Source organism: Prochlorococcus marinus subsp. pastoris str. CCMP1986 (assembly GCF_000011465.1).
Taxonomy (GTDB): domain Bacteria; phylum Cyanobacteriota; class Cyanobacteriia; order PCC-6307; family Cyanobiaceae; genus Prochlorococcus_A; species Prochlorococcus_A pastoris.
The window spans coordinates 450062-470316 of the sequence record NC_005072.1 but is presented as its reverse complement, the minus strand read 5'-3'; the positions used below and the strand labels follow the sequence as shown (position 1 = coordinate 470316).

Sequence of the window (20255 nt, the reverse complement as noted above, 5' to 3'; positions counted from 1 at the left end):
GTGTATAAATTCGTCTTAATTAAATTTTTGCCTAGTTAAATTCATCGTAGAAAGGAGTCCACTATGTGTCCAGCCGCAACAGAATCAAAAAGTTCTAATCCTAGTTCCAAGAAAAAAATTAATAAAAAAATTGATTCAAATTTTAAAAACGATCGAGAAGAAGAAAGTATCAAGTATCAAGATCCTATTCAAAACTCGAAACAAAAGCCACTTAATGATGAAGGCAGTATTGAAAATAAAGATGAATTTAATGGTTCTGATGAAGAGGCCAAAGCTATTGGTAACGTAAAGCTTGGACCAAAGGGAATATACACAGAAGATTCTATAAGAGTTTATCTTCAGGAAATTGGAAGAATTAGATTATTAAGACCTGATGAAGAAATTGAACTTGCTAGAAAAATAGCTGATCTACTCCAACTTGAAGAGCTAGCTACACAATACGAGTCTGAGAAAGGACATTTCCCTTCAGTTAGAGAATGGGCTGAATTAACCGACATGCCTCTCTCTAAATTCAGAAGAAGACTTCTCTTAGGGAGAAGAGCTAAAGAGAAGATGGTTCAATCTAATTTAAGATTAGTTGTCTCTATTGCTAAGAAATATATGAATAGAGGCCTATCTTTTCAAGATTTAATACAAGAAGGAAGCTTAGGTTTAATCAGAGCTGCCGAAAAATTTGACCATGAAAAAGGTTATAAATTTTCTACTTATGCTACTTGGTGGATTCGTCAAGCGATAACACGAGCGATAGCAGATCAAAGTAGAACGATTAGATTGCCTGTTCACTTATATGAAACAATTTCTAGAATAAAAAAAACAACAAAAGTTCTTAGTCAAGAGTTTGGAAGAAAGCCTAGCGAAGAAGAAATAGCTGAGAGTATGGAAATGACAATTGAAAAATTAAGATTTATAGCTAAAAGTGCTCAGCTTCCAATCTCATTAGAGACACCAATAGGTAAAGAAGAGGATTCAAGGCTTGGAGACTTTATAGAAGCTGATATTGAAAATCCAGAACAAGATGTATCTAAGACTTTATTGAGAGAAGATTTAGAAGGGGTTTTGGCGACTTTAAGCCCAAGAGAAAGGGATGTTCTAAGACTGCGATATGGAATAGATGATGGAAGGATGAAGACTCTTGAAGAGATAGGACAAATTTTTGATGTTACAAGAGAGAGAATTAGACAAATAGAAGCAAAAGCTCTGAGAAAGCTAAGACATCCAAACAGAAATGGAGTTCTAAAAGAATATATTAAATAAAAAAGTTAAATATAATTTTTCGGCTTTGAAAAGTTAGCAACTATTAGTTTAAAATAAATGCGACTTTATCTTAAACTAATCAAACCAATATTTAATGACTAAATTTAAATTAAAGATAGCTAGTAGAAGAAGTAAATTAGCTATGGTTCAAACATTATGGGTTAAAGAGCAATTAGAAAAAAATATTCCTGACTTGGAAGTATCGATAGAGGCCATGGCAACTCAAGGTGACAAAATTCTTGATGTCGCCTTAGCCAAAATAGGAGATAAAGGACTTTTCACAAAAGAACTAGAAGCTCAAATGCTTGTGGGACATGCAGATATTGCAGTGCATTCCTTGAAAGATTTGCCTACTAATTTACCTGATGGACTCACATTAGGATGTATTACAAAAAGAGAAGACCCTTCAGATGCTTTAGTAGTTAACAAAAAAAATAAAATTTATCAATTAGAAAGTTTACCTCCAGGTTCAATCGTTGGAACAAGTTCTTTAAGGAGACTTGCTCAATTAAGATATAAATTTCCGCATCTTGACTTCAAAGATATTAGGGGTAACGTTATTACAAGAATAGAAAAACTAGATTCAGGAGAATTTGACTGTATTATTCTAGCTGCAGCGGGTTTAAAAAGATTAGGATTTGAATCAAGAGTTCACCAAATTATTCCTAATGAGATTTCCCTTCATGCCGTTGGCCAAGGTGCTTTAGGAATTGAATGTAAATCTGATGATAAAGAAGTTCTTAAAATTATAAGTGTCCTAGAAGATAAGGTTTCGAGCCAAAGATGTTTAGCAGAAAGATCTTTTTTAAGAGAACTTGAAGGGGGATGTCAAGTTCCTATAGGAGTTAATAGTAGTATTCAAAATGATGAAATAGCCCTAATAGGAATGGTCGCATCTATCGATGGGAAAAGACTTATTAAAAATGAATCGATAGGAAATATTAAATATCCAGAGGAAGTTGGTAAGAAATTAGCTGAAAAGCTAAAACTTCAGGGGGCTGATAAAATTCTTTCGGAAATATTTGAACAATTTAGAGATAAGTAATTTTTGTTAATCAACTAATTTAGGTTCAATTTCTTTTTGGTATCTAGATTCACAATCTTGAATTACTTTAACAGCTTCTTCAATTCCATAAAAGCCATTAACAGTACATGTCCCTGGTTTTTTTAGATCTTTATAATGTTCCCAATAATACTTGGTCTCATTAAGCCAATGTTCCCCAAGATCCTCAAAAGTATGAATATGATCCATTCTCTTATCATCTGATAGGACAGCAATTACTTTGTCATCAACTTCTCCTCCATCATCAAATTTCATCACTCCAATTATCCTTGACTCTACGATTGAACCTGGCACTAGTGGTTCTGTAACACCAACTATTTCAATATCAAGAGGATCACCATCCTCATCCCAAGTTCTTGGAATACATCCATAAGCAAAAGGGTATGCAAGTGATGAATAACCAACTCTATCAAGTTTCAAATGTCCCGTTTCAGTAATTAACTCATACTTATTTATAGTATTAGAATTTAACTCAACTATTGTATTAACGATTGATTTTGTATTGTCTGTAAAAGCATCTAAAATATGCAATAAATTTGGGGTAACTCTACTTGGGGGTTGATTAAGGTTTGCCATCAAAAAATTATTTTTATTTATCCTACATCCTCACACTCAATCAAATTCTAAAACGTAAATTTTTAGCAGAAATCTTTTATTTTCGATCTCAAATGATTAACAAAGTACTTTGATGTTAGTTCTTCTCCAGTGACATTTCTCACTAGTTTCATAGAGTTAACAGATCTTCCATAGTTGTGAATATTATTTTTTAACCATAAAATTATTTTTTCATATTCCCCATCTTCAACTAAATTATCAATTAATCCTATTTCCTTTTCCATTTGCGAAGAGATTTGTGCACTTATAAGATGCCCTAATAAGTACGAAGGGAAATATCCAAATGCTCCTTCACTCCAATGAACATCTTGCAAACAACCCTCAGCATCATTTGATGGTCTAATCCCTAAAAGTTCCTCATATCTTTTGTTCCATTCTGATGGAACATCTTTCGCTTCTAGACCTCCTTCAATTAAATCTATTTCAAGTTCAGTTCTAATTAAAATATGCAACCCATAGCTTAATTCATCTGCCTCAACTCTATTTAAACCTGCTTTCAAATGGTTAATAGATTTCCAAAGTTCTAAATGGTTATTTAAAGAACAACCCTCAGAAACAAAATGTTTGAAAAACCTTTTGGAAAAAGATTTTGATTTAACTATCCTATTTTCCCAAAATAAAGATTGGCTTTCATGAACACCCATTGATGTTGCTTGACCCAAAGGCCACGCAAACCATTGATGACTCTGAGATGGCAAACCCTGCTCATAAATCGAATGTCCCCACTCATGCGCAGTAGCTAGAAAACTTGATAAGGGTTCCCCTTCTACAACTCTAGTAGTAATCCTATAGTCATCTGGGCCTAAAGTAATAGAAAAAGGATGGGGAGATTTTGCAACAACTACTAGATCTTCATCTCTCCCAAACTCATCAAGTAATTTAGAACATAAATTTTGCTGAGATTTAGGACTTAAATCCCAGTGGTACTTTTCTGATTTATTGAGATCACTTATTAGAGATGGGATAGTTTCTTTAAGTGGCTGGAAAATTTTATTTAACCACTCCAGAGTTAAATCCGGCTCAAAAGGTTGAGCTAAAGTTTCCCAAGGTGTGTATTTATCTGATATTTGTTTTGTCTCTTCAATACGTAATTCGATCAAATTTTTAAAAATTGGTAAGAAAATCTCAAAATCGGATTTTCTTTTGGCTTCTTGCCAACTTTCATAACCTTTTGATTTAGCTTTAGCAAGTGCTTCAACTAGTTTAGCATCTAAATTTTTTTGCCTATTAAATTCCTTGATTAATAATTCAAGGTTTCTTTTTTTACTTCGAATAATTTCTTGATTTAATGATTTGTCTAAGCCACCTCTAAACTCATCCTGAGCAGCCTTAATTAAATCTGAAAACTCTTCAGAGGAATTTCTCTTATGCAGTATTTTTGCGATATACGTAAGTTGTTCAGATCTCCAAGACGCTCCTTTTTTGGGCATACCCGTATTTTGATCCCAATATAGAGTACTCTGTATTGAGCCTAATATTTGAGTTTCTTTTAAATAAGCTCCAAGCTTATTCCATTCTTTTTCAGACAAAAATATTTAACTTAATTATTTATTATTTTAAGACAAAATATTTTTCTAAGTATAAAATTTTCAAACTATATTCATAATAGGATATTGCTTATTAGGACTTTAAATATTTATGGAACAAATTTTCTCAAAATTAAACTTTATAACCAACGGGGAGGGTTTCACTGATATTACTGATGATTTAAATTTATTCATACAAAAAAGTAATTTTGATTCAGGAATTTTTTGCTTAACCTCACTACACACAAGTTGTAGTTTGACTATTAATGAAAATGCAGATCCAAATGTTCTTAAAGATCTAGAAAAGTTCATTAAATCTATAGTTCCGTACAACTGTTATACCTCGTTATCAAAAGAAAGAGAGGAGATATATTATGAACATTTTCAAGAAGGAGAGGACGATATGCCAGCTCATATTAAAACTGCTTTAACAAATACTAATTTGTCTTTAAGCTTTCAAAAAGGTAGACTCATACTTGGCACTTGGCAAGCAATTTATTTATGGGAACATCGATTTAGTACAAAAAAAAGAAGTATAAGTGTTCATATTATTGGAAAAAAAAAATCAAGTATCTATAGTAGTAAACAGTCACAATAAATAGTTATGAAACCATACCTTTTAGAACATGAGGAATTAAAAGAACTATCTGCAAAAATAGGAGGATGGAGAATTATGACAAATCATATTGAAAGAGAATTCAATTTTAGTAATTTTGTAGAAGCCTTCTCCTTTATGACAAAGATTGCTTTAATTTGCGAGAAACATAACCATCATCCAAATTGGGAAAATGTTTATTCAAAAGTAATAATTAAACTAAGTACTCATGATTTAGGCGGAATTACTAATTTAGATCAAACAATCGCTTCAGAAATTAATGATATTTTCGAAAAATAATTTACAATTCATAAAAACTATATTAGTTTCAAAATAACCATCAAAATGGCAGAAAATTTACTCCCTATTACGATTATTAGTGGATTCTTGGGTTCAGGTAAAACTACACTTTTAAATCATATTTTAAAAAATCAAGTTGGAATTAAAACGGCTGTTTTAGTTAATGAATTTGGAGAGATAGGTATTGATAATGAATTAATTATAAAAACTGCTGAAGATATGATCGAATTAAATAACGGATGCATTTGTTGCACAATAAACGGAGAATTATTAAACACTGTTTCTAAGATATTAGATAGACCTGAAAAAATAGATTATTTAATTGTTGAGACTACTGGACTTGCAGATCCACTCCCTGTAGCAATGACTTTTGCCGGGGGTGATCTTAGAGAAAAAGTAAGATTAGATTCCATTATTACTATTATTGATGCAGATAACTTTGATTTTGATTTAAAAAACTCTAATGTTGCCTACTCACAAATTCTATATGGTGATATTTTACTACTAAATAAATGTGATTTAGTAACTGATACACATTTGAAAAAGATAGAACAATACATTAATGGGATAAAAAAAGAACCAAGAATTTTGAGATCGATTAATAGTGAAGTTGGTTTGCAAACAATAATGAGTGTGGGACTTTTCGAAACAGATACTTTTCAATTTAAAGAGAAAATGATTAGTAATCAAGATTCTCATGATCACTCTTCCCATTCTCATGATCACTCTTCCCATTCTCATGATCACTCTTCCCATTCTCATGATCACTCTTCCCATTCTCATGATCACTCTTCCCATTCTCATGATCACTCTTCCCATTCTCATGATTTAATAAATAACATAGAAGGATTTACATCTATTTCTTTTAAGACGAATGAACCATTTTCTTTAAGAAAGTTTCAAAACTTCTTAGATAATCAAATCTCACAAAATGTATTTAGAGCTAAAGGCATTTTATGGTTTATGGAAAGCGAAAGAAAACATATTTTTCATTTATCTGGTAAACGTTTTTCTCTTGATGACTGTGAATGGGAAAATAAAAAATCAAATAAAATTGTTCTAATAGGAAAAGATTTAGATCATCAAACTATTAAGAATCAGCTTGATTGTTGTAGATTTAATTATAGAGAAGAAGCATAATAAAGTACAATTTAATATTAGAAAAATTTTTATTAAACAAACAAAGAATTTAATATCAGATTTAAAACCTTTAAATATTGCTTCTTTAATAGTTGCATTTACACTTATAATACCTATTTTTAATTTCTTAATTGAAGGAATAGATTTTATTTTAGGTGGTAATTTTTCTTTAGGTATTTCTGGAAGAAAAGAAATACTTGGCACATTAAAACTTTTAATACTTACTAGTTTTCTAGGAGGTGGTTTAGGGACCTTAAATGGCTGGTTACTATCAAATTGCGAATTTAGATTAAGGAAAACTCTTCGTATTTTTCAACTAATTCCACTAGCAACTCCTGCATATTTGTTAACTGCAGTATTGCAGGATTTAGGAAGTATTTTAGGTTACCAAATAAGTGGTTTCTGGTGGGGAGTTCTTATACTCTCAATTACTACTTACCCTTATGTTTTCTTACTTGCTAACGAAAGTTTTAATAAATTTGGAGTTAATCAAATTAATGCTAGTAGAGGATTAGGAGTTGGACCATGGGGCAGCTTTTTTAAAATTGCTCTTCCAATGGCTTTCCCAGCATTAATAACTGGAATCAGCCTTATGTGTATGGAAGTTATGAATGATTTAGGGACAGTTGAGTTACTAAATATTCCAAGTATTTCTAAAGGTATTACTGAAAATTGGATCATTGAAGGTAATCCTAAGAGCGCTATTGGATTATCATTAGTTGCTTTAATAATAGTTTTTACTTTAATTTTGTTTGAAAAACTTTCAAGAAGGAAGACAAAGAGTTGGAGTGAAAATCCTGCCTCATTAAGTTCTCTGGGATTTAAGTTAAAAGGAAATAGGTCTTACATAGCATATTTATTTACTTCATTACCCCCATTATTTGCTATTGGAATTCCATTTTCTTGGTTTCTATTAAATATTGATCAGTTAAAAAAAGGATTCACAACAGAATTAATATCTCTTACTTTAAGAACTATTAGCCTTGGAATAATTGCTGCATTAGTAGCGTTAATTTTCTCTTTAATATTAACGCTATCTAATCGTCAGAATAAGAATTTACTTATGAGATTAATAACATTCCCAGCAGGTATTGGATATGCAATCCCAGGAACTGTATTAGCTATCTCATTAATAAGTATTTCCAATTCAAAGTTCTATTTTATTCCTATATTCCTTCTGATCTGGGGTTACGTAGTTCGATTTTTAACTATTTCAAAAGGTTCTCTTGATTCTGGATTTGAAAGAATATCTCCAACCCTTGATGAGGCCGCAAAGGGACTAGGCTCTAATTGGTTTGGTGTTATCAAGAAGATACATATTCCACTATTAAAAGGTCCAATCTTTGTTGGATCACTTTTAGTATTTGTAGACACCATTAAGGAGTTACCAATTACATTTATTCTTAGACCTTTCGACTTTGATACTTTATCTGTAAGGATATATCAATATGCTGGAGATGAGCGAATGGCAGAAGCCTTATTACCTGCATTCTTTATAACAGTCTTGGGTCTAATTGCATCAAGTACATTAATTCCAAGCTTAGAAAAAAAGGACTAAATTTTCTTTAAAAATTTTCTTAATAAGAATGGAAGACCTAAAAATAAATCTGCCGAGGTAGATATCAATCTAAAATAAATTAAACTTGGAAAAATTATATTGTGTGGAATATTTTTTCCACAAAAAAAGAGAAAACAAGCCTCAAATACCCCTACCCCTCCTGGGGCAGCAGGTACTATTAATCCAATAGCCCAGGACAAACAAAAAATTACCAATAAATAAAAAATACTATATTGATTATCTAAATTAACTATATAAAAGCAAATAATAAATCCAATAAATTTTGATAATACAAAAAGAATCTCAATCAAAAAAGCTCTCGCAGGAAAGAAAGAAATTATTTTTATTCTTTCCTCAAATCGATACTTTTCATTGTTAATTTTTAAAGATTTAATGGTTTTACCTTTTAAGGTTTCTAACCTTTCTAAAATATGGAAAATTAATTTTCTATTCAGAAATATTAAGGGTATGAGTAATAAAAAATAAAATGGGGAAAAAATCATACCAACTGAAGCCAATAAGAAAGATGCACACAACATAAAATAAGGTTCAATTAGTGTCGAATAAAAAGCTAATTGAGGATTACTAATATCTTTTAGAAAGTTATATCTTTCAAAGAAATGCCAAATACCTCCTGGCACATATTTAAGAATATTCGTCAGGACATAAAAGGAAATTAAACTCTCTTTAATCTTGGTTTTACCAAACCAAGCAACTATATTTTTCCAAGCTAGTCCATTAAAATAAATACTTAATATACAAAATAAAAATGATAAAAATATATAATTTCCATTTCTATCAAAATCAATATTTAATGAAATTTGATCAAAACTTTTAAAAAAGTAAAAAGAGAAATAAGATATACTCAAAAGAAAAAAAAGTTTCTTCAGGATTACAAAGTCAATATTCTTTAAAAGATTTATAAAATAAACTTTTTGCATATTAATTCTTATTTCCAATCTTCAAAAGCTTTAAATTCCTTGCATGTTTCTGTAATGATAGTTCTTACTTCTTCAGCTGTTTTATTATTCTCAATTTGCAATCTAAAAATTTCATCATTCTCTGGTTTCATATAAATAGTTCCGTTAGGTTTCATTGATTGTTTAAATTTAACTTTTCCAAAAGTTGTTAGACACTCCCCCTTTCTTCTCAGTAAAACCCACCTCGCTTGTATTCTTTCTCTCAAACCTATAGTAGTAGAAAATTCAAACCATAATTTCCTAAAATACTCCTGCTTTTTAATAGGCAAGATAACTTGGATAGAAAAACCTATTCGGTTTTTTTTCATATTAATAGACTGAGACGAAACATCATAAGCTCCTTCTTTTCTAAATCGCTCAATTAAATTAGCTAGTTCTTCAGACGTTTGATCATCAATCCATGCCTCTTGAACACAAATCTCCTCATATCTTGGACTAATTTTTTGATCTATCAAATTCTCATCACTAGAATTAATTTTTAAAACCCTAACCAAATTTGGGCATGGAAGATTTAAATTCCCAAGACCTACTCCATAGGAATCAATAGAATATTTATAAGGAATTTGGAAAGATTCAACTAAATTACAAAGTAAAGCTATTCCCGTTGGAGTAGACAATTCGCCCTCTATAGAATCAATATTTGAGATCACCTTAATATTTTTTTTTCTTAATAACTCTATTACCGCAGGAGATGGTACTGATAATTTGCCATGATCAGCCTTAATAAAACCTCTCCCTAAAGTAGGTTCATTACAAAAAACCTTCTTTGGCTTTAAATATTCAATTGAAGTACAGACTCCAATAATATCTACTAAGGAATCGATTGCACCTATCTCATGAAAATGAACTTCTTCTGGGTTAATACCATGAACTCTTCCTTCTGCTAAAGCTAAAGACTCGAAAACTTCATAAATTCTTTTTTTTAATTGTTCTTCTAATTGAGTCTTCAGAATTAAATTTTTAATACTTTTCCAATCTCTTTTAGTACTTTGATCAAATTTCTCAACATCAACCTTTATTCCTCGAATTGAACAATTTTGAGATTCTCTAAAGTTTAAATAATATAAATTTTCTAATCCAAAACATGCGAGTTTTTTCTCAATTTCATCTTTTGGCACCCCCAAATCATAAAAAGCGCCCAATAACATATCTCCAGAGACCCCAGGAGAACACTCAATTAAAATTTCTTCCATAATCCTTTATAAATTTTTGAATAAATAAGAATTCAAGTGATTAGAAATTGACAATAATAATCAATTCTATACTTTTTCAGGTTTTATTTTTTCGATAATTTCGTACTTAGCCATTCTCAGAGTATTTCCATCTCTTATCACATCGAGGCTTACAAAGTTATTCAGAAATTGAAGAGGGATCTCTCCTTCAATAATAATTTTAAAAGTTAAATATTTTGACCTCTTTGAAGGTGGAGAAGAACAAATTTTGATAACAATCTCTTTCTTTTTTATATTTACATAGACCAATTCTCCTCTTATTGAAAAATAATTATTATTTAAATTTAATTCTTCTAATAACTGATTAGGATCCTTTTCAGAATTATTTTTATCAAATTGATTTAACTGATAAGGATCCCATATACCAGCTACCTGTAAATGTAGATTATTAATGTTTTTATTTCTGGGATAAACAATCCAAAAATAATCCTTCTCTAAATTGATATATTTTTTTATCAGCGCTATAGCTTTACCAAGAATAACTGTTTCAATTATTTTTCCTTCCTTATCAGTTAATGTTCCTCTATTTAATTGATCAATATTATTTGGCTTATAAATACCTTTAACAATACCTATTGCCCTGTACTGTAATTTATTTGTAACTTCTTGGATAGGATTTTTAATCATATTTAGTTATGTTTGAGAAATGTTTTTAATAAGATATTTCCTGGATTAAGGGGTTTCTTTTACTTCAATCTTATTAAATAATTTTAATGCATCATCTATAGCATCAGATGGTTTAGTCGCATCATTCATACTATTAGCCCTTCTAATCATCTCAACTAATTCGAATGGGTTAGTAGGTAAAGCTGAACTATCTGTGTCAATTTTTGTAGAGCTATCAAATTCAATTTCGTTAAGGTATGACTCTTCTGCATTTAATTTAGTCGATTTGATATTAATGAATGAAACAAATAAAATGCAAATTTTCACTAAACTTGATATCTTTTTGTTTAATTTGAATTTCATTTTGTTTAATTTCAAAATAATTTAAGATTTAAAATTATTTGCTATCTTAATTTTACATAATTTGGTAAAAAATTGTTAATAGCAACTTGGAATGTAAACTCTGTAAGAACAAGGCTTTCTCAAATTATTAATTGGATTAAAGAGGTAAATCCAGATATCCTTTGTCTACAAGAAACTAAAGTTATAGACGATGCTTTCCCTTCATCGCATTTTGAAGAATTAGGTTATGAAGTTATTATCCATGGGCAAAAATCTTACAATGGGGTTGCAATAATAAGTAAGTTTAAGATTGAAAATGTAAAGAAAGGATTTACTAATGAGAATAAGACAGGAGGGATTTCTATCGACATTAATGAGCAAAAACGGTTAATTTCTGCAGAAATCAATGGGTTAAAAATAATAAATGTTTATGTTCCAAACGGTTCTTCAATAGATTCTGAGAAATACGATTATAAGATTCAATGGTTAAATTATTTATCAGCATTCTTAGATGATCAGGTAAAAAATGATGATTTAGTCTGTTTGGTAGGTGATTTTAATATAGCTCCAAGCGAAATAGATATACATACCCCTCAAAAATACGAAGGGGGAATAATGGCTTCAAAGATTGAAAGAGAAGCACTCAATAATGTTCTTAAAGGAAGATTTATTGATTCTTTTCGGATTTTCGAGAAGAATACTGGGCATTGGAGTTGGTGGGATTACCGTAATAATGCGTATGAGCTAAATAAAGGTTGGAGAATAGACCATATTTATATCAGTAAAAATCTTTCATCAAAACTTAAAAGTTGTGTAATAGAAAGGAATCAAAGAGAAAATTTACAACCTAGTGATCATGCTCCAGTATTAATTAATTTAGAGATCGATAGTCACTATGAAGACTACTTAGATGTTGATGATGATCTTTTCGAAATATAATTACAAAAGATCTTAATTTTTTATAACCCTCAAAACGCTTAATATTAAAGAGTAATGTAAAAACAAACCAACTTTATTTCAAATTTTCCTCAAAATTAATTATTTACATTCCAAAGTATCGCAGTAAAAATATCATGATGTAGAATTTTTACCTAATTGACAAAATTTTTACTTATTTATAAGTTAGAACATCATGAGATTTTCTCAAAACTACACTCATTTAAATTTTGACTGACATATTAAAAACTACTTATTCTGAAGAAGTATTCTCTTCAGCTTTAGAACTAATGCCAGGAGGGGTTAGTTCCCCAGTGAGAGCATTTAAGTCTGTTGGTGGTCAGCCAATCGTTTTTGATAGAGTAAAAGGCCCCTATGCTTGGGACATTGATGGGAATAGGTATATTGATTACATAGGTAGTTGGGGTCCAGCTATTTGTGGACACGCTCATCCCGAAGTGATTACAGCATTGCAAGAAGCAATTGAAAAAGGTACTAGTTTTGGAGCACCTTGTGTATTAGAGAATAAACTTGCAGAAATGGTAATAGATGCTGTTCCATCGGTTGAAATGGTTAGATTTGTAAACAGTGGTACGGAAGCCTGTATGGCAGTTTTAAGGCTAATGAGAGCATTTACAGGGAGAGATAAAGTAATAAAATTTGATGGGTGCTATCACGGTCATGCTGATATGTTTTTGGTAAAAGCTGGTTCTGGAGTAGCTACTTTAGGCTTGCCAGATTCCCCAGGAGTTCCAAGAACTACAACAGCTAACACTCTAACTGCTCCTTACAACGATCTTGAAGCCGTAAAAAAATTATTTTCTGAGAATCCTGATGCAATATCAGGAGTAATTCTTGAGCCTATAGTTGGTAATGCCGGATTTATTACTCCTGAACCTGGTTTCCTTGAAGGATTGAGAGAGTTAACAACTGAAAATGGATCTTTACTAGTTTTTGATGAAGTAATGACTGGTTTCAGAATTAGCTATGGAGGAGCGCAAGAAAAGTTCGGAGTTACGCCTGATTTAACAACTCTCGGTAAAGTGATTGGGGGAGGTTTACCTGTAGGAGCATATGGTGGGAAAAAAGAAATAATGTCAATGGTCGCACCATCTGGACCTGTATATCAAGCTGGGACTTTAAGTGGAAATCCTCTAGCAATGACAGCAGGAATTAAAACTCTTGAGTTACTTAAACAAGAAGGTACTTACGAAAAACTTGAGTCAACAACCTCTAGACTAATTGAGGGTATTATTCAATCTGCTGAAAATAATGGTATTGCAATAAATGGTGGGAGCGTAAGTGCAATGTTCGGATTTTTCTTATGTGAAGGACCGGTAAGAAATTTCGAAGAAGCTAAAACAAATAATTCAGAACTCTTTGGCAAACTCCATAGGGAAATGCTCAAAAGAGGTGTGTACTTAGCTCCAAGTCCTTTTGAAGCTGGATTTACTTCATTAGCTCATAGTGAAGAAGAAATTGATCGAACACTAGAAGCCTTCGATCAATCATTTAGCGTCATAAAAAACTAATATATTATCTACTTTGTCCGCCTACGATAACCGGAGGCATTGATCCACTAGTTCCAGGAAGGCCAGGAACCACTTGAGTACTTCCATCCCATTTATCTAAAAATAGTTTAAAGAGGACTTGATCATTTAAGCCTTTGTTTAGAGTTTCGTATCTTAAAGCTTCTTGTCCAGCAATTTCAACTTCTGTTTTAGCTCTCAAAAGTAGCTGTCCTGCAATTTGTTTCTGTTCAATTGCTGCTCTATATTCCTCGGCAATTTCTAATCCAGTAAGATCTAAGCTTTTAACATCTACGTAATCGAAGGAATTCAATTCCTCAGCTACGGTAGAAGCGACTTTTTCAGAAATAACATTAAATTCAGTTGCTATTGTTTCTAATTCATATTGTGAGAAAACAGATTTTAGAGCTTTAAGTAAAGAAGGCTGAACTATTTTTTGATAAACATCACTATTTCTACTAGCAATTGTGGCAAAAATTCTACCTGCTTCATTTGGCTTAACAGAATATTTGACAGTAGCTGTTGCTCTAATAACTTGAAGATCTTTTGTTAAGGTTTCAAATTTCTCAGGTTGAACTTGAGTTTTTATATCAAAGGGGAAAACCGACTGAACGAAGGGGACTTTAAAGTTCAAACCTGCTCTTCTTGAACCACCACTTACTTTCCCTAAAGTAGTCACTACAGCTACTTGTCCAGAAGGCACAACAAATAAAGATTGAGTGAGTAAAAGAAATCCGGTAAAAGATAAAACAATTAGTAACGTAGCTGTTCCTCCTGGACCAGTTGGGGTGACATTTTTGAAAGATGTTGACATTTAAATATGTTTTTTGTTAATTATATTTAAAGAAATTAATTAATGCATTGATTAAGTATTTAATTAAAATATTTTTTTAATAATTAGTTTACGTAATTAACAAATGAATTTTATAAATTACTCTGCTTTAAATTTCTGCAATAATTGTAAATAAAGATCCTCATCTATTTCCCTTATATCGTATTCAGAAGGTAAGACTCCATGCTTATGCTCATGGGCAGCCATCCAACAAAATTTCTCGATTTCTGTTAACGAAAAACGTGGATAATCTTTTATTTTTAAGCACAATGAATCAAGAAGAGATTTTGAATAACCAGTCATTATAAGGCCTTAATTATTAATATCTTATCGATAATTATTAGTTTGCAGAGGTATTTTATATGTCTCCTCCAAATTCTCAAGTAACTTAATTGCCAATTGAAGATCATTCTTGCTTTTGCTCATTACTCTTAATGTTTCTCCATTAATGCTTACATTAATCTTTTTAATTTCATCTCTAATATTTTTACTAATTTTTTTTGCAATTTCCTGATTTAGACCTTTCTTTAAAGTAATGGTTTGCTTTACTTTATTTCCGCTTACTACTTCAATGCTATTGAAATCAAAAATTTTTATAGAGAGTTTTCTTTTTATTGCCTTTTGTCTAATAATATCAATCACTGAATTTAGAGTTAATTCACTATTTGTAGTTATAAAAATGTTGTCTTTTTCTAAATCTAAGGAGGTATCTGTTCCTTTAAGATCATATCTTTGAGAAATCTCTCTCTTCACTTGATCCAAAGCATTGACTAATTCTTGTCTATCAAAATCAGAAACCACATCAAATGAAAAATTTTCTGCCATTACTTAATTCTTAAATTAATTTAATTATCACCCCAAATAAACTTAAAAAAAAATAAAAGGAGTTAATTTAATCAAAAAATAACAAACTAACAACCTTACCCATTTCTTCAGCGCATCTACAACTATTTAATAAAGTTTCACTATCGTGAAAAGCGAAACAAATTAATTGATCACATCTATTGATAATTTCTTGATTACAAAGACTACTTGCCATTGGCAAAGGTAATTCATCATTTTCGCTTTTCTCAACCAAATGAATAACGCTCTCTAGTTGGTTTTTAATTTCAGGTAATTGTTTATCTAGGCTCTGTGGTAAAAGAACAGTCAGCAATGACGGATTAATACCTAAAACAGCTCTTATTACTGCGGCATTAACTCCCTGAGATCCTGACGTAAGGATAGTATGCCCTTCTTCCGCTAATGATCTTGCGATTAGTTCGATCAAGTGAATGTCAACTACAGGTACATGTCTACTACCCAAAAAAGCAATCCTTCTTTTCCCGTTATCCTGAAGTTTTGCAAGTTCCTGAGCTAAGGTATCAACACCTTCTGTTGAGGGTAGGTCTAAAGAACGACTCAAAATAAAACGGTTACTACATTTGAAATTAGCATTTATTTGAAAAATTGCAGGGAAAATCTATAGTTTCAAGAATATTTTTTAGATTTACATGTTCTTGAACTAATTGAACAGCATATGATGCCTTTATTGATTCATGTATCCTGACATGTCCAAAAGCTTGTTCAATAATTTCCACTGAAGCAAGAGTATCTAAGTCTACTTTTAAAATTGGCACTTCTAACTCCTCCGCTCTATGGATCAGTTGTAATAGAGGTTCACCTAAACCAGTTAGAATCAAACATTGGGTAGATGCTTCTAAAGCTGCAAGTTGAATATCAGTTCTTTCGGCTCCTGTTACGACAGCCATATTTCTCCTTCTTCTAAAAAATTCCATCGCAGAATTGACTCCCATAGCACCAATACTTAATGTTTCAACGAGTAATTGTTCTTTTTCAGGACAGCAAATTACTTTTGCATCTAACCTTCTTATAAGTTCCCTTACAGTTACACTTCTGAGTAAAGGAGATTTGGGCATCACCCCAAATACTTTAATGTTCATCTCCTGGAGAGAGGGTATTATTTTATTTTTTATTTTTTCAACTTCCTCAGGAATAACAGCATTCAATATGGCTCCTGCGAAATGATCTCCTAATTGTTTTTTTGCGTCTAGTAAAGCATCTACACTTTTACTATCCTCCCATAGATTAACAATTAGGACTTTTGCATTTAAATGTTTAGCAAGTTGTGGAAGACTCAAACCATAAATCATTCCTTCATTGAGGCTACCTGCAGCTTCAAGAATATTTAACCCATCAAAATCGTCATTTACTAATGCCTCTATTTGTTCGAACCCCTTACCTGGACTTAAATCTTTATTCGAAATTCTTTTCTCAGCAGATATATTATCTAACAATCCTACTGAAGGAATTAAGTTTTCTTCTTGAAGATTTAATGTAGTACCAATAAATTTAACGTCATCATCTATTAGTCCTTCATAAGTCATTGAAGGAAGATTAGTAAGTTCAATACAAGTTGCTAATGGTTTTCCTACACGTATTTTTTTTCCTTGTTCTAAAAGTTTTTTTGATATTCCCAGTACTAATGCTGACTTACCACTAAATGGCTCACAGGAACCAATTAACAATATTTGACTCATAATGAACGAATTAATTTATTCATAGATTTAAGATAATGTTTTTTTAAGAACTATACAATTATTTATTTAATACTTTTAATCAAATAAATTAAAATAAATTAAAAAACATAGTACAAAGTAAGATAATATATACTATTTGGATCTATGAAAAGAGTCTTACAAAATTCAATTAAATAATGAGGGAATTAAAAACTATTGGAATTACTGGCGCATCAGGAGCATTAGGGAAAGAATTAACAAAAATATTTCGGGGGAAAGGATATAAAGTTATAGGATTTACTCATAGTAAAAATAATTTTGAAATAAACAACGACTCTCCCAATGAATGGATTGAATGGCAATGTGGGAAAGAATTCTTATTAAACAAGCACCTAAAAAAAATTGACATCTTAATTTTGAACCATGGAATCTACGACATAAGTAAAGAAAATTCAAATTATGAAAATTCAATAGAAATAAATGCTTTAAGTAAATTAAAATTTCTTAATTTATTTGAAGAAATTGCTTTCAAAAAAAACTCATCAATTGCAAAGGAAATTTGGATAAATACCTCAGAAGCAGAAATATTACCAGCTTTAAATCCTCCCTACGAAATAAGTAAATCTCTTATCGGTCAAATAGTTTCCTTTAAAAAAAACCTTCTAGACAATCATGAGAAAAAAAAATTAAAAATTAAAAAAATTATATTAGGTCCTTTCAAGTCAGAATTAAACCCTATCGGGATTATGAGTGCTGAATTTGTATCTAATAACATTTACAATTTTGCTAATTTAAATTTTTTTTTAATAATCATTAGCCCCAACCCTCTTTCCTACATTCTGTTTCCCATTAAAGAGTTATATATTTTTTTATATTGTAAATTTTTAAAAATATCTAAAATTAGTAATTAAAAATCTCTGTCTGTCAAAATTTCTATACCATCTTTCATTACAACGATTGTGTGTTCCCATTGTGCTGATAAATTTCCATCTTTTGTTATCACTGTCCATTTATCATTTAAAGTTTTACAATACTTTGTGCCTTGATTAACAATAGGTTCTACAGCTAATGTCATACCTTCACGAAGAACAACATTAGGTAATTCGTTAGTTCGGAAATTAAAAACAGATGGTTCTTCATGAAGGTTTCGACCTACTCCATGACCAGTATAGTCCTCAACTACACTGAATCCATTGGATTTAACAATATCTTCAATTGCACCGGCGATATCAAGCAGAGTATTACCTGATTTAATTTTCGAAAGTCCTGCAAACAACGCTTTAAGAGCTACATCACTAAGTTTTTGGGCTTGATTACTTACTTCACCTACACAAATAGAGATACAACTATCTCCATGAAATCCATCTAGATAAGCTCCAGTATCAATCTTAACAAGATCTCCATCGTTAATTATTTTATTTTTGTTTGGTATACCATGAACAACTTCATTATTAACACTTGAACAAATACTTGATGGGAATCCATGATAACCCTTAAAACTTGGCACAGCACCCATCTCTCTTATCCTCTTTTCCGCAAAATCATCCAAATCTTTTGTACTCATTCCTGGTTTTATGAGGTCATTTATTTCTCTCAAAACTGTTCCAACAATCCTACTCGATTTCTTCATCAAATTTATTTCCCTTGCAGACTTTATTTCGATTCCTCTTCTTCTTTGGATAAAAGGAACTTGATCATTGGATTTAGAATTATTTTTATTTAATAAAAGATCTGCAAAATGTTTCATTGGAATAAATAATAGTATTAAGTAAATATGATCCAAAATAGCCATAGTCTGCATGGCCACCTCAAATCTAACAGTAAGAAAAACAAAAAATGAATTTTATTACTAATTCTAGGCAATTTCATAAATCTTTGGCACCTTGGGTTTTCCTCCCATTATTCATTTCAGCTTTAACAGGCACATTCTATAGAATCTGTAAAGATTTATTAGGCTACTCAAGAGATGAAGTTCACTGGTTAATGTCTCTACACGAAGGGGAGTGGCTTGGAGATAATGGAGAACTAATCTACGTAATCTTGAATTCTTTAGGTCTTATTTGGATGCTAATAACTGGGTTTCAAATGTTTTCTAAAAAAATTTCATTTCCTAAAAAGGTTACTAAAGGCGAGTCGAAAGGTTAAAATGATATTCTTGTATGATTATTGAGCATAAAATGGCAAAAGAGAAACAAGAAACTGAGTTAGAAATCACTAATGAAACTGACACTACCACAGAATTGACTGTTGAAAAGCAAGGTAAAGAGCTAATTGCCCAAACAAACTTAAGTTCATCTAATTTAATCAAGGAATTTGAAAGAGAGCAATTAAAAAAACAATTGCCCGAAATATATGTTGGAGATACGGTTAAAGTTGGAGTAAAAATTACAGAAGGTAACAAAGAAAGAGTTCAACCTTACGAAGGAGTTGTGATTGCGAAGAGACATGGCGGACTCCATCAGACCATTACAGTAAGAAGGATTTTTCAAGGTATTGGAGTGGAAAGAGTATTTATGCTACATAGTCCTCAAGTCGCCTCCCTAAAAGTAGAACGGAGAGGTAAAGTAAGAAGAGCTAAGCTATTCTATCTACGAGATAGAGTAGGAAAAGCTACTCGCGTAAAACAACGCTTTGATCGATAAGGTTGTAAAGTTATTTCAACCTAACGGTCATAAAGGCGCTTATAATATTTTTATTGCGTCGTTAGTTCAGTTGGTAGAACGCAGGTCTCCAAAACCTGATGTCGGGGGTTCAAGTCCTCCACGGCGCGTTTGGATCAACATTTTGTAAATTATTTTTTTCATTTAGATGGAGTTAGATCTTCAACCTGGTGACGTAGTTAAAGTCCTCGAATCAGCTGCTCTAGGATGGGTTCGTGCAAGAGTCATCAGAGTAAAATCTGGTGGGAGAGTTGTTGTTCAAAGCGATCAAGGCAGAGAATTTACAGCTCGAGGTAATCAAGTTCGATTAATTGAACCAGCAGGCTTTAGGCCTTAAAGAAAAATTAATAAGTTCCCTTCTAAAAAAAGAAACTAAACTATTTCTTTAAATCCTCAAATTTATGAATTTTTTTTTATCACAACAACATTAATAAAGTATTATGGTCTGATAATTTTAAACTCAGTATCTAATTAAATTAGAATAAAAATTCTGGGACCGTAGTTCAACTGGTTAGAGCACCGCCCTGTCACGGCGGAAGTTGCGGGTTCGAATCCCGTCGGTCCCGTT

General features: G+C 31.3%; 24 protein-coding genes and 2 tRNA genes. 14 read left to right on the top strand and 12 right to left on the bottom strand.

Annotation, left to right across the window (positions count from 1 at the left end):
• Window positions 1-63: 63 nt before the first annotated feature.
• Entirely contained in the window at window positions 64-1254 is a 1191-nt protein-coding gene (gene rpoD, locus TX50_RS02670) for an RNA polymerase sigma factor RpoD (RefSeq protein WP_011132131.1), read from the top strand.
• A gap of 94 nt (window positions 1255-1348) precedes the next feature.
• Entirely contained in the window at window positions 1349-2299 is a 951-nt protein-coding gene (hemC, locus tag TX50_RS02665; protein ID WP_011132130.1) for a hydroxymethylbilane synthase, read from the top strand.
• 6 nt (window positions 2300-2305) lie between these two features.
• Here hemC and TX50_RS02660 read toward each other — a convergent pair whose 3' ends face one another.
• Entirely contained in the window at window positions 2306-2893 is a 588-nt protein-coding gene (locus TX50_RS02660) for an inorganic diphosphatase (protein WP_011132129.1), read from the bottom strand.
• Window positions 2894-2955: 62 nt separating this feature from the next.
• Window positions 2956-4461 (bottom strand): carboxypeptidase M32, encoded by a 1506-nt coding sequence (locus tag TX50_RS02655; protein ID WP_011132128.1) that lies wholly within the window; start codon window positions 4459-4461, stop codon window positions 2956-2958.
• A gap of 109 nt (window positions 4462-4570) precedes the next feature.
• Here TX50_RS02655 and TX50_RS02650 point away from each other — a divergent pair, with 109 nt between their 5' ends.
• From TX50_RS02650 to TX50_RS02635, 4 genes are read left to right on the top strand one after another with little or no spacing between them, the layout of a single operon-like run.
• Complete coding sequence (locus TX50_RS02650; protein ID WP_011132127.1) at window positions 4571-5056, top strand: secondary thiamine-phosphate synthase enzyme YjbQ; 486 nt, start codon at window positions 4571-4573, stop codon at window positions 5054-5056.
• Between the two features lie 6 nt (window positions 5057-5062).
• Window positions 5063-5353 (top strand): 4a-hydroxytetrahydrobiopterin dehydratase, encoded by a 291-nt coding sequence (locus TX50_RS02645; protein WP_011132126.1) that lies wholly within the window; start codon window positions 5063-5065, stop codon window positions 5351-5353.
• 45 nt (window positions 5354-5398) lie between these two features.
• Entirely contained in the window at window positions 5399-6493 is a 1095-nt protein-coding gene (locus TX50_RS02640) for a CobW family GTP-binding protein (RefSeq protein WP_011132125.1), read from the top strand.
• On the top strand, window positions 6456-8051 hold the full coding sequence (locus TX50_RS02635; protein WP_011132124.1) for an ABC transporter permease: 1596 nt from the start codon (window positions 6456-6458) through the stop codon (window positions 8049-8051). Before TX50_RS02640 ends, TX50_RS02635 begins: the two co-directional genes overlap by 38 nt.
• Here the strand turns inward: TX50_RS02635 and TX50_RS02630 are convergent.
• The 4 genes from TX50_RS02630 to TX50_RS02615 form a co-directional block, all read right to left on the bottom strand.
• Entirely contained in the window at window positions 8048-8992 is a 945-nt protein-coding gene (locus tag TX50_RS02630; protein ID WP_011132123.1) for a lysylphosphatidylglycerol synthase domain-containing protein, read from the bottom strand. The two genes, TX50_RS02635 and TX50_RS02630, sit on opposite strands and share 4 nt — an antisense overlap.
• A gap of 8 nt (window positions 8993-9000) precedes the next feature.
• On the bottom strand, window positions 9001-10224 hold the full coding sequence (gene larC, locus TX50_RS02625; RefSeq protein ID WP_011132122.1) for a nickel pincer cofactor biosynthesis protein LarC: 1224 nt from the start codon (window positions 10222-10224) through the stop codon (window positions 9001-9003).
• Between the two features lie 66 nt (window positions 10225-10290).
• Window positions 10291-10890, bottom strand: a complete 600-nt coding sequence (locus TX50_RS02620) for a hypothetical protein (RefSeq protein ID WP_011132121.1) — start codon at window positions 10888-10890, stop codon at window positions 10291-10293.
• A 45-nt stretch (window positions 10891-10935) separates the two neighbouring features.
• Window positions 10936-11232, bottom strand: coding sequence for a hypothetical protein (locus TX50_RS02615; protein WP_011132120.1), 297 nt, complete (start codon window positions 11230-11232; stop codon window positions 10936-10938).
• Between the two features lie 72 nt (window positions 11233-11304).
• Between TX50_RS02615 and xth the strand changes: the two genes are divergently transcribed.
• Together xth and hemL are read left to right on the top strand one after the other, a co-directional pair.
• Window positions 11305-12150 carry an exodeoxyribonuclease III gene (gene xth, locus TX50_RS02610; protein WP_011132119.1) on the top strand — a complete coding sequence of 282 codons (846 nt, stop codon included), beginning with the start codon at window positions 11305-11307 and terminating at the stop codon, window positions 12148-12150.
• A gap of 227 nt (window positions 12151-12377) precedes the next feature.
• Complete coding sequence (gene hemL / locus TX50_RS02605) at window positions 12378-13679, top strand: glutamate-1-semialdehyde 2,1-aminomutase (protein ID WP_011132118.1); 1302 nt, start codon at window positions 12378-12380, stop codon at window positions 13677-13679.
• A gap of 4 nt (window positions 13680-13683) precedes the next feature.
• Here hemL and TX50_RS02600 read toward each other — a convergent pair whose 3' ends face one another.
• From TX50_RS02600 to TX50_RS02580, 5 genes are all read right to left on the bottom strand, one after another.
• A complete protein-coding gene (locus TX50_RS02600) occupies window positions 13684-14490 on the bottom strand; it encodes a prohibitin family protein (protein ID WP_011132117.1) in 807 nt (268 codons plus the stop codon).
• Between the two features lie 117 nt (window positions 14491-14607).
• Window positions 14608-14811, bottom strand: coding sequence for a hypothetical protein (locus tag TX50_RS02595; protein ID WP_036930899.1), 204 nt, complete (start codon window positions 14809-14811; stop codon window positions 14608-14610).
• A 24-nt stretch (window positions 14812-14835) separates the two neighbouring features.
• Window positions 14836-15333, bottom strand: a complete 498-nt coding sequence (locus TX50_RS02590) for a YajQ family cyclic di-GMP-binding protein (protein WP_011132116.1) — start codon at window positions 15331-15333, stop codon at window positions 14836-14838.
• A 67-nt stretch (window positions 15334-15400) separates the two neighbouring features.
• Window positions 15401-15913 carry a hypothetical protein gene (locus TX50_RS02585; RefSeq protein WP_011132115.1) on the bottom strand — a complete coding sequence of 171 codons (513 nt, stop codon included), beginning with the start codon at window positions 15911-15913 and terminating at the stop codon, window positions 15401-15403.
• 25 nt (window positions 15914-15938) lie between these two features.
• A complete protein-coding gene (locus TX50_RS02580) occupies window positions 15939-17048 on the bottom strand; it encodes a phosphotransacetylase family protein (RefSeq protein ID WP_011132114.1) in 1110 nt (369 codons plus the stop codon).
• Between the two features lie 176 nt (window positions 17049-17224).
• Between TX50_RS02580 and TX50_RS02575 the strand changes: the two genes are divergently transcribed.
• Complete coding sequence (locus TX50_RS02575) at window positions 17225-17938, top strand: SDR family oxidoreductase (RefSeq protein ID WP_011132113.1); 714 nt, start codon at window positions 17225-17227, stop codon at window positions 17936-17938.
• On the opposite strand, the gene map is transcribed toward TX50_RS02575, so the two are convergent.
• A complete protein-coding gene (map, locus tag TX50_RS02570; RefSeq protein WP_011132112.1) occupies window positions 17935-18774 on the bottom strand; it encodes a type I methionyl aminopeptidase in 840 nt (279 codons plus the stop codon). The genes TX50_RS02575 and map overlap by 4 nt on opposite strands.
• 89 nt (window positions 18775-18863) lie before the next feature.
• Here map and TX50_RS02565 point away from each other — a divergent pair, with 89 nt between their 5' ends.
• The 5 genes from TX50_RS02565 (at window position 18864) to TX50_RS02545 (ending at window position 20253) form a co-directional block, all read left to right on the top strand.
• Window positions 18864-19172 carry a PepSY domain-containing protein gene (locus TX50_RS02565; RefSeq protein ID WP_011132111.1) on the top strand — a complete coding sequence of 103 codons (309 nt, stop codon included), beginning with the start codon at window positions 18864-18866 and terminating at the stop codon, window positions 19170-19172.
• Window positions 19173-19204: 32 nt separating this feature from the next.
• On the top strand, window positions 19205-19669 hold the full coding sequence (gene rplS, locus TX50_RS02560; RefSeq protein WP_225866766.1) for a 50S ribosomal protein L19: 465 nt from the start codon (window positions 19205-19207) through the stop codon (window positions 19667-19669).
• Window positions 19670-19724: 55 nt separating this feature from the next.
• Window positions 19725-19797 (top strand) — tRNA-Trp (locus TX50_RS02555).
• 38 nt (window positions 19798-19835) lie between these two features.
• Window positions 19836-20024 (top strand): hyperconserved protein Hcp, encoded by a 189-nt coding sequence (locus tag TX50_RS02550; RefSeq protein WP_006043540.1) that lies wholly within the window; start codon window positions 19836-19838, stop codon window positions 20022-20024.
• A 155-nt stretch (window positions 20025-20179) separates the two neighbouring features.
• Window positions 20180-20253 (top strand) — tRNA-Asp (locus TX50_RS02545).
• Window positions 20254-20255: the final 2 nt, after the last annotated feature.